We start from the raw sequence: 10,074 nt of genomic DNA on the forward strand, positions 1-10,074 counted from the left end.
TAAAAATGATTTGGATTCAGAGCAAAAAGACTCAATACACGAATTAGAAAAGCACATTTTAGTATTTTACTCAGGAGTACTGAAGTGGCACGAACATCGACACTTGCACAGAAGTTGGAAAAATAGTCAAGTAATATCTCTAATAAGTTAAGTACTTATATTTAGATACTCATATATTATATTAATAATAGGTAAAAGTGTATGAAATAAAAAGAAAAAGACTTGCTTTCTTATGCTAAAACGGACATGACTTGAATAGCGGCAGGTAAACATAAGAAATTTGTCTGGCGCTAGAAAAGCTAATTTTGTGAGGTATGCAATGGGGTTCAACGAAGAAAAGAGAGAATCTTTTAGTAAGTTTTTTAAAGAAGTATCAAGTAACGGATTTAAAAATATTAATAAAAGAAATGAAGAAGGAGAGACGATATTACACCAAGCAGTGGAAATCTCTGATTACAAAACAGTAAGGTTATTAATAAAAAAAGGAGCAGAGGTAAATGCAAGAGATAAAAAGGGTTATACACCACTGTACTGCGCAGTATTTGCGAGAAGTTTAGAAAATGTAAAAGTACTGCTAAGGGAAGGAGCAGAAGTAAATGCCACTAAATATATCAACGGATGTACGCCACTGCACTCTGCATGTAGGCTAGGGGCAGGAATTGCAATAATAAAAGAGCTAGTAAAAGCAGGAGCTGCAGTTAATCAACTGGATAAATATGGTGCAACACCAATGTATTATATATGGGAGAGTGAAAGGTATGCTCTATGGGATAATGGAGAGAATGAAAAGGCAAGGAAATTTCTGGGAAAGCAAGGTGGAATAACAAAAAGTAGAAAACTGACGTGCTATGGAATAGAGGGGCTAGTGGGAGAAATAGCAGATATGTTGGATAGGAGCTATTTACCTGAGCTAAAAATAATAGAGATAGGAGAAATAAGGAAGAGAGACAAATCACTAATAAAGAAAGAATGTCAAAATTTAGCAAGCAAGATAATGAGCAAAGTGAACGAAATGATAGATGATGTGGTGAGAAGGAAGGCTTAAAATTTAAAGAAAAGGTGGGGTAAGTTATGGTAAAGCTCGGTAAAAAAGAGGAGTCACTATTAGAGAACTCATTTAAAAATATTTATGCAAGAGACGAAAAAGGAAGAACAGCTCTACATTATGCAGTAGAGGTAAAAACAGTGGAGTTATTAGTCAAAAAAGGAGCGAATGTGAATGCAGCAGATGTAGAAGGATACACAGCACTGCACCTAGCGGTAACGGAGAAACGTCTAGAAAATGTAAAAGAGTTAATCAGATCAGGAGCAGATATAAATGCTGAGGAATATGAGAGTAAATGCACGCCGCCGCACCTTGCATGTATGATAGGTGAAAAAGAAATATTGGAGGAGCTAGTGGAAGCAGGTGCTGAAATAGAGCAAGCAGATAAATTTGGAATGACAGCGATAGATTATGCAAAAAATAGCAAAGAGATAACTGAAGTATTGAAGAAAGAAATAGACAGAATTGAAAAGTTATTTGAACAGCAAAGTGGGACATCTTCTATGAGAGGCTAAAAACATGGAGGAAGAAATAGAAAGAAAGGTAAAAGGTTTGGAGAAAAAAGCGTTGGTAGAGTTGAGAAGAATATGGAAGAAGGTATATGGAGAAGAAGCGCCTAGATACTCAAAGAAATATCTGATACCAAGATTAGCTTATAGAATGCAGGAGGAAGCGTATGGAGAAATGTCAAGAAAAGGAGCAAAAAGACTAGAGTATCTGGCAGATCGGCTAGAGAAGGGAAAAAGAATCAGTAGTGACAAACTGCCAGTAGAGGGAACAGAGCTAATATTAGAAAGAGGGGAAGAGACGCATGCGGTAATGGTAACAGATAAGGGTTTAATCTACAGAGAAGAATTTTTTACATCATTATCAGCAGTAGCCGGAAAAATAATGGGAATGAGTTACAATGGGCCGCTTCTATTTGGTTTGCGTGATCAAAAGAGAAGGGAAAATGTGTAAAGGGATAAGATGTGGAATATATACGAGAAAGTCAAATGAAGACGGTCTAGAACAAAAGTTTAACAGTTTAGATGCGCAGCGAGTAGCATGTGAAAAATATATAAAGAGCAAAGAAGGCTGGGTAGCATTGGCCAAAAGGTACGATGATGGAGGATTTTCAGGGAAAAACTTAGAAAGACCAGCGATAAAGGAATTATTTGCAGACGTGAAAGGAGGAGAGATAGATTGTGTAGTAGTATATACTCTGGATAGGCTATCAAGAGAGACAAAAGACAGCATAGAAGTTACATCATTTTTTAGAAGGCACCGAGTAAATTTTGTAGCAGTAACACAGATATTTGACAATAATACGCCAATGGGAAAGTTTGTACAAACGGTATTATCAGGAGCAGCACAACTAGAAAGAGAGATGATCGTAGAAAGGGTAAAAAATAAAATAGCAACATCAAAAGAACAAGGATTATGGATGGGTGGAACTTTGCCGCTAGGGTATGATGTGAAAGATAAAGAATTAATAATAAATGAAAAAGAAGCAAAAACAGTAAAGCACATATTTGAAAGATATTTGGAGCTGAAGTCAATGGCAGAATTGGCAAGAGAGTTAAATAGCCAAGGTTACAGAACAAAATCAGATATCTTTAAAAAGGCAACGGTGAGAAGAATAATAACAAATCCAATATATGTGGGAAAGATAAGACATTATGACAAACGGTATAAGGGAAAGCATGAAGCAATAATAGAAGGGGAAAAGTGGAAAAAAGCGCAGGAATTGATAAAGAATCAACCATATAGAAAAGCAAAATATGAGGAAGCGTTGCTTAGGGGAATAATTAAGTGCAAGAGCTGTGAAGTAACCATGACGCTGACATACTCAAAAAAAGAGAATAAAAGGTATCGATATTATATATGTAATAACCATTTAAGAGGAAAAAATTGCGAATCAGTAAATCGAAATGTAGTAGCAGGAGAAGTAGAAAAAGAAGTAATGAAGAAAGCAGAGCAGCTATATGAAAATGGGAAAGAAAAGACCGAAGAAAAATGGGAAAATTTAAATTTTGGAAAGCAGAAAGAAGTAGTGAAAAAGTTAATAAAGGGAGTAATGGTAAAAGAAGATGGAATAGATGTGTGTTCTGAATCAGAGGAAAAATTTATACCAATGAAGAAGAAAGGAAACAAATGCACAGTAGTAGAACCAGAAGGGAAAACAAATAATGCGCTACTGAAAGCTGTGGTGAGAGCCCATCTGTGGAAACGGCAACTAGAAGAAGGAAAATATAGAAGTGTGAAAGAGCTGAGCGTTAAAATTAATATAGGTACAAGACGTATACAACAAATTTTAAGGTTAAATTACCTAGCACCAAAGATTAAAGAAGACATAGTAAATGGGAGACAACCAAGTAATTTGAGGCTAGTAGATTTAAAAGAAATACCGATGCTGTGGAGTGAGCAGGTAGAAAAATTTTATGGATTAGCGATGTAACGTTTATAAAAGTAACAAGGAGAAAAACATCGTGAGAACACCGAAGAAAATATGGAGAGGTATTACCAGAAAGTTAAAAAATAGAAAAGATACCACTACTGCAAAAGAAGCTGTCATAGAGGAATCAAGGACCTATAATATTCCAGAAGAAGTTGAGATCACTAATGCTGATAAAGCTATAGAAATTGACACTTAGCTATGTAAAAATATCCATGAAAGTAGTGAGAATCTTAATATACCTCAGTCTAATGTGAAACCAGCGAAAAGACTCAAAATGCTCCAACAGAGACGTCCAATGTACACAATGACTTTCCTTCAAATGAAATAAAGCCATGTGATGCTGTTGAAGAGAAATCATCAACAAAAACGACGCAGCAAAGACAAGCAATCCTGGCTGGTGTTGTTGGTGCGGCATTACTAGTCTGTGGTATTGTAGCTTGTATATTGAAAATGTATGCCATAGCGGTTATTGGGGGAATCGTTGGACTAGCTTGTATAGGTCTTGCGCTGTATAATATCATAAATTCCAACACCAAGCTCGAGAAAGTAGAAAGTATGAAGCAACCTATTCAGTCTTCTCTGAATCTAACGTAAAATACTATGTCTAAAAAATCATAAACGTCAAGAAATTTTCCTTAATAGGATAATTTCTTTAGAAGAATCTCTAAATTATTAACTTGACATCTAAACAGTTATCCCACCACTGCTATCCTTTCTCAACTTGTGCTATTTTAAACTTCCACAGCCGCAGAATCAACAAGATTTTCAACTTCAACATTGCTAAGTGTTGTATTTGCTTTATATAAACAGTAACACCCTACTGCAAGAAAAGTTAACGCAGCTACAGTAAGTGAAATACACGTTGCTAAATGAAACATTGTTAAACTTGCACCAACAGCAGATGCTCCAGATAATACAAAAAAAACAGAGGCATAATGACCCTGCCTTTTGCTATGAGTGCTTGCTCTCAAGAATTTTTCGTTTTTACCATTTAGCTCTTTATTTTTGTTTTCAAGTTTTTCTATATCACCTTTAAGTTGATCTTCTATGCCTTTGAGTTGAGTCACTTCTTGATTTGCACTATCTAGCGTTTCCTTCTGCTCTGTAAGTTGGGTATTTAGCGACTCTATAGCAGCATTAAGTTCGTTTACTTTATCAGTAGTTTGAGTTACTTCAACATCTTTGTTAGCCAAGCTTCTCTGTACGGTATCAATCTTCTTTTCCTTCTCCGTAAGTTGAACCTCAAGTTTACTTTTTTCGCTATTAAGTTGACTTACTGTACTAGTTAGATCATCAAGCTTTATTTGTTGATTTTGCTCCTTTTGTATCGCTTGCTTCAAATCCTTCTTTAATTGAGCTTTTATTTTGTCAAATTTCTCTTTAGGTTGACTGCTTTCTTTAGTAAGTTCAGTTACTTGACCATTTAACTTGCTAATTTCTTCCGCTTTCTTTGCAAGCTGAACTCTTGTTCCTTCAAGCCCTTCAGCAAGTCTAGTAAGTTCGCTAGCATTTTTACTAGAGTTTTGTGTTATAGTGCTCAGCTCTTCATTCTTTATAGGTACTGTGGCTTCGGAATTACATTCATACTCAATTTCCATTTGAATTGATTTATCAAGTTTTATTTCATCAAAAAGGCTTTTCTCTGTAAAATTAGGTTGTAAAGATTTAAATATTTTCAATCTTTCTTCTGATTGTTTTGCATTTTCTTTTAAAAGAATATTACTTGATGTTAATTGTGCATTCTCTTCATTTGCTATATTTAGCTTTTCTTCCAGCTCTGTTACTCTTTTATGGTTGTCATTTAATTCGGCTCTTTCTTGTGATGTATCTATGCCCTCTGTTTGTATACCCAGATCTTTTGTCTCTTTTGGTCTTGAAACGTATTTGTATTTGTCATCTAACTCATTTTTTTCTTGTGTCAATAGCTTATTCTCTTCAGCCGCTTTACTTAGATCTGCCTCCATCTTTACCTTTAAAGAATTATATTTCTCAAATAATTTTTCTCTTTCTGTATTTGCTATACCTAACTTTGTATCTAGCTTACAATTTATGGCTGAAAGCTCTTTGTTCTCTTCTTTTAATTGATCTTTTTGTTTTGATAATGATTGATTTTTTCTATATAAAGAAGTGTTTAATTTTTCTTTTGACTCTAATTTTTGTTTGGTTCTGTGAATATCTTGATATAGACCTTCAAGCTTGTTTTTATGGCAAGTCTGGCTATAATTATCCTTAATTAGTTCTTCTACCTCATGCACAAGATGTATAATACCCTCTTGCAATGTGTCTAAGCATGTCAACAACGATGATCTGTCTTCTACTCCTTTCAGTTCGTTCAGTATCTCTGTGATTACTTTCATCGGATGAACCAGCCTATTTGCACCAGCCACACCAATCTTGCCACTCAGTTCAGCCTCATCAATCGAACTGGACGAACTATTTGCGGGAACCGGGCTGCTCGAGATAATCGTCTCATATGGGCTAAACAAGCCTATATCACTTCGACCAGTTGACTCACTTAAAGTATCAAGGAAAACTGACTCATCCAAATTAGAAATGCTCTCGCCCATCATGAAAACCAGAACATCCTACTCAGACAGCTCATTACGACTTTATCCCTCAACGGAGGGCTAATGCAATTCGAAGGATAATATATCATACTCTAATTTTCTTGCAACTATATCATAGTTTAAACAGAGAGAAAAGGTCTATTTCTTTAAATCCAGCATAAAAAGATATGTCCAACAATTTTTTTTAATTGAGAATACTACCTAAATTATTAACACAACATTTATCTCGTACCCCCTGCTAGTTCTCATTACCTTGAGCTATTTTAAACCTTCACAGCATGATCAACAACCATTTTAACTTCAACATTACTAAGTGCTGTAATTGTCCCATACGAACAGTAACATCCTACTGCAAAAAAAGTTAATGCAGCTACAGCGAGTGTAATAAATATTGCTAAACAAGGTGTTGTTAAACTTGCACCAACAGCAAATGCCCCAGATAACACAAAAGAAACAGAAGCATAGATTACTTGCTTTCTACTCTGAGTATTTACTGCTGAGAGTTTTTTGTTTATATGATCTGAATTTGGACCTTTTAAGCTTTGTTGCAGTTCATTTGAATTCTCTTCGAATTGAATTTTTACTTCATCAAGTTCCCTAGTTTTTGCAGCCAAGTCTTGCTTCATACTATCTTGCTCACGTTCTAACTGTGCAACCTTCTGATTTGTGCCACTCATCTCCCGATCTCTGTTGCTAAGTTGTGCTTCTAGAATTTCAATTTGACTCTCCAACTGGTTACTGTAACTTTTAAGTGCTTCTAGCTGCTGGCTTTTATTTTCATTTTCATCTTTAAGCTTATCTAGCTTTTTATTTTGATCCCCCAGTGCTATATTTTGTGTACTCAGCTCTTTATTTTTGCTTTCAGTTTTTTCCAGCTTTTGAAACACACTATGTAACTGCCCCTCTAATTGTAAAACCTTTTCACTTGCAAAACTTAGCTCTTTCTTACTCTCTTCGGATTGAGCTTGTGTTGCATCAAGTTCTTTAAGCTGCTTTTCTAGTTGACTATTTTGTTTAGTCAGTTGAACTATTTTATCACTTAGTGTATAAACATCCTGTGCTGCCTTTTTTAGATCTTCTTCTAATTTGGTTTTTTCAACCAAGCCTTGCTTTGCATTATTCAGCTCTTCCTCCTTTGCTTTGAGTTCAGCTTGTATACACTTCAGCGCTTCTTTTTCCTTTTTGAGCTCATCTTGCAGTTTTGTTTTCTCTTGTTCTAATCGAGCTTGTGTATCACTCAGTGTTTTCTTTTGCTCTACAAACTGACTGGTAAGTGTACTTTTTTCATTATTAATTCGATCAGTCAGATCATTAATATTTCGTTCTAGCTCGACTTTTGTTTTCTCAAGTTTAGCTACTGCACTAATTCTGCTATCCAAGTTTTGTTTTGTGTCATCTAACTCTTTCGTCTGCTTTTTGAGCTGATCTTCTAACTTCCCTAATTTGCTGCTCAGCACTCTTTCTTTCTCTGCAAATTGGCCATCAAGTACATTTTTTTCTTTATTCAAATCATCTATCTGATTAATTAGGTCACTATTCTTTCTTTCTAGTCCAGCATTTGCCTCCTTAAGCTCCTTTATAGTATTATCAAGCCTAGCTACTTCTCCAATTTTGCTTTCCATCTCTTCTTTTTTCTTTGCAAGTTCAGCTTCTGTTTTCTTAAGTTTCTCCTTAAGCTTCCCTACTTGACTAGCTAGATCATCATCCCCTTGCCCAAATTGAGCTTTTGTTTTATTAAGTTCCTTTTTAAGTTTCTCTACCAGAAGATAAGCTATTTTTTCTGCATTGCTTGATGCTTTAAGCTTTCCTATTGCCAAGTACAAATGTCCAAAATCAACAAAAGCTTTATGATCAAGTAAAAGGTTAACAGCTCCTAATTTACTCTTTTCAATAGCAAGGTCTAGAGGCGTACGATTATCACTACCTTTAGCATCAACATCATAGCATCTTTTTTTGAGAAGAAGATTAAGTGTTTCATTGTTATCATTTAAAACAGCGTAATGTAAAGGTGTACGCTTCTTTTCTATTTCTACTTTCTCCTTAAAGAATTTTATCACTTCTTCTTTTTTCTCTGTTTTGGATGATTTTGCTAAATTCAAAACAGTGCTATTTCCATATGTAATGTTGAAGTTAGCACCGTTCTTCACAAGAAGCTTTACTATTTCCAAATTGCCATTGCAAACCACAAAGTGTAAAGGTGTTATACCATTATTATTTTTGACGTCAACATCAGCACCTTTACTAAGGAGAAACTTTGCACCTTCTAGAAAGAGTGCTACATCATCGTTATCTTTGCTGCTATTAGAAAAAAAGACCAAATGTACTCCATCCACCCGTTATTGGTATCTTTTTGAGCTGTCTGATGTGCATCACGAGCTATAAAGTGTAAAGCTGTCATACCACTAACGTCTTTAGTGTCAACATAAACTTCACCATTCAAAAGAGCTTGTGCTACTTCTTTACTGTAGAGGGCAGCAAGATACAAAAGACTAGCACCACTAACTTTAGCCTCTAGGGATGAAGATAGCACCGTTTTGATGCACTCTTCATTTTTAACAGATAACGCCGAATTAAGTATATTATGTATCTTATTAACAACATTCTCATCTTCTAATGTTTTCAAGTATTCAGTAACGTGGTCAGTAAAGAGTTGGTTAAATTCTCTTCTTAATGCTATGGTTGGAAAGAATGCATGGCTTACAGCTCTTATACCATTATCTTTTTCTTTTAATTTGCCGGACAAAATATCAATGTATTTTTGTTGACCTACAAGCAGTAATAGAGATTCCAGTTCCTTTTGATCAAACAATTTACTCTGATACTTTTCTGTAAGCTTATCTTGATTGCGAAACATATTAAAGTTCTTCACTCTCTGTATTAGCCCTTTTGCTTTTCCTAAATTTTTAGAAGAAATGGCTCCGAACAATTCACTTTCAAAATCTTCATTCTTTTCTTGCTTTTGATGTCTAGCTCTGGATATTCTTTCTCCATCATATTGCATTCTTTGTTTTGGATCAATTAGTACGTCATATGCTTTCCAAATTTCTCTAAATTTCTCCCCACCATCAGGATTTTTATCTGGATGATATCTCTTTGCTAATTTTGTGTATGCTTTTTTTATCTCATCTGCCTGAGCCTTTACACCTACTCCTAGTATTTTATAATAGTCAACATCAAAATTAATAGGGTATAAAAAATCTTTATAATCTCCACTATCACTAACCGATGGCATAAATTTCATTAATAATATTACTCTTTATTATTTTATTATTAACCTCAGCTTTTGTCAATATATATGGCTGATTTCTAAATTGGAAACGTAATTTACATCAGAATTCTCAATATAAAGAGTATACTAAAATGCTATTAAACTATATTGCAAAGTCCGTTCTGATTTAACAAAACACTACACTTTTTAATATCAACGAGAATTTAATTATTTACTTTTTTAAAAATCGCAAAAAAGTACCTATCATTGTGAGAACACGTTGCGTGAAAATGGGGTTGTAAAATTAAAAGCTTGAAATTACCTGCAACAAAGTTGGGTAAGTTAGTTCGTACGTAAATTTAGCAAAAGCAAGCTAATATAGCTGATTTTAGCGTACAGTAAAATTATTATAAATAAAAGTTCGCACGGTACACATGGTAGACCATCCCATCCCAAGAAAAATAGTTCTCACCGTCCTTGGTTTTAAACGCCGGAAATGGTTATTTTACTTGAGATCTTAATAATATATTTTGCTAAATTAATAGTATTTTGCTTGCGGAAGAATTAATAAGCGTATGATAAAAACAGAATTTAAAAAAAATGAAAGATCAGATTGACCTTATCAAGAGGCTTTTATTGAAAACTATTTCAAGTCTAAAATTTTCTACAATATTATTGGCCCTTTAATTTAACCAACAAGTAACAAAAACTTTTATAGGGATCACAGCAAGTAATCCTTTTTTACCTTTTAGTAGACTTATTTATTAATGTTAAATTTTGCATTTCTTATAATATTATTTACAGTCTCAATATC

8 protein-coding genes and 1 pseudogene are annotated in these 10,074 nt (G+C 34.4%); 6 read left to right on the forward strand and 3 right to left on the reverse strand.

Annotation, left to right across the window (positions count from 1 at the left end; all coding sequences use genetic code 11):
- The 6 genes and pseudogenes from ACIPNH_RS00515 to ACIPNH_RS00540 form a co-directional block, all read left to right on the forward strand.
- Positions 1-151: pseudogene (locus ACIPNH_RS00515) on the forward strand (phage tail protein); the annotation flags it as partial.
- 168 nt (positions 152-319) lie between these two features.
- Positions 320-1,045, forward strand: coding sequence for an ankyrin repeat domain-containing protein (locus ACIPNH_RS00520; protein WP_400770879.1), 726 nt, complete (start codon positions 320-322; stop codon positions 1,043-1,045).
- 26 nt (positions 1,046-1,071) lie between these two features.
- A complete protein-coding gene (locus tag ACIPNH_RS00525; RefSeq protein WP_400770882.1) occupies positions 1,072-1,560 on the forward strand; it encodes an ankyrin repeat domain-containing protein in 489 nt (162 codons plus the stop codon).
- Positions 1,561-1,564: 4 nt separating this feature from the next.
- Positions 1,565-2,005: a DUF2924 domain-containing protein gene (locus ACIPNH_RS00530; RefSeq protein WP_400770885.1), complete on the forward strand. Its 441-nt coding sequence runs from the start codon at positions 1,565-1,567 to the stop codon at positions 2,003-2,005.
- A complete protein-coding gene (locus ACIPNH_RS00535; RefSeq protein WP_400770898.1) occupies positions 1,998-3,485 on the forward strand; it encodes a recombinase family protein in 1,488 nt (495 codons plus the stop codon). The genes ACIPNH_RS00530 and ACIPNH_RS00535 overlap by 8 nt, the downstream gene beginning before the upstream one ends.
- 31 nt (positions 3,486-3,516) lie before the next feature.
- Entirely contained in the window at positions 3,517-3,681 is a 165-nt protein-coding gene (locus ACIPNH_RS00540; RefSeq protein WP_400770887.1) for a hypothetical protein, read from the forward strand.
- A gap of 535 nt (positions 3,682-4,216) precedes the next feature.
- On the opposite strand, the gene ACIPNH_RS00545 is transcribed toward ACIPNH_RS00540, so the two are convergent.
- The 3 genes from ACIPNH_RS00545 to ACIPNH_RS00555 all read right to left on the reverse strand — a co-directional run bounded on the left by ACIPNH_RS00545 (position 4,217) and on the right by ACIPNH_RS00555 (position 9,293).
- Entirely contained in the window at positions 4,217-6,055 is a 1,839-nt protein-coding gene (locus ACIPNH_RS00545) for a TomO hydrophobic C-terminal domain-containing protein (RefSeq protein ID WP_400770890.1), read from the reverse strand.
- A 260-nt stretch (positions 6,056-6,315) separates the two neighbouring features.
- Complete coding sequence (locus tag ACIPNH_RS00550) at positions 6,316-8,385, reverse strand: ankyrin repeat domain-containing protein (protein WP_400770892.1); 2,070 nt, start codon at positions 8,383-8,385, stop codon at positions 6,316-6,318.
- A complete protein-coding gene (locus ACIPNH_RS00555; protein WP_400770895.1) occupies positions 8,328-9,293 on the reverse strand; it encodes a DnaJ domain-containing protein in 966 nt (321 codons plus the stop codon). Before ACIPNH_RS00555 ends, ACIPNH_RS00550 begins: the two co-directional genes overlap by 58 nt.
- Positions 9,294-10,074: the final 781 nt, after the last annotated feature.

Source organism: Wolbachia endosymbiont of Drosophila barbarae (assembly GCF_044752445.1).
Lineage (GTDB): Bacteria > Pseudomonadota > Alphaproteobacteria > Rickettsiales > Anaplasmataceae > Wolbachia > Wolbachia pipientis.

Excerpts from the sequence above, each read along its gene's own strand:
- ACIPNH_RS00520 (WP_400770879.1), top strand. The coding sequence starts at position 320 with ATGGGGTTCAACGAAGAAAAGAGAGAATCTTTTAGTAAGTTTTTTAAA.
- ACIPNH_RS00525 (WP_400770882.1), top strand. The coding sequence starts at position 1,072 with ATGGTAAAGCTCGGTAAAAAAGAGGAGTCACTATTAGAGAACTCATTT.
- ACIPNH_RS00530 (WP_400770885.1), top strand. The coding sequence starts at position 1,565 with ATGGAGGAAGAAATAGAAAGAAAGGTAAAAGGTTTGGAGAAAAAAGCG.
- ACIPNH_RS00535 (WP_400770898.1), top strand. The coding sequence starts at position 1,998 with ATGTGTAAAGGGATAAGATGTGGAATATATACGAGAAAGTCAAATGAA.
- ACIPNH_RS00545 (WP_400770890.1), bottom strand. The coding sequence starts at position 6,055 with ATGATGGGCGAGAGCATTTCTAATTTGGATGAGTCAGTTTTCCTTGAT.
- ACIPNH_RS00555 (WP_400770895.1), bottom strand. The coding sequence starts at position 9,293 with ATGAAATTTATGCCATCGGTTAGTGATAGTGGAGATTATAAAGATTTT.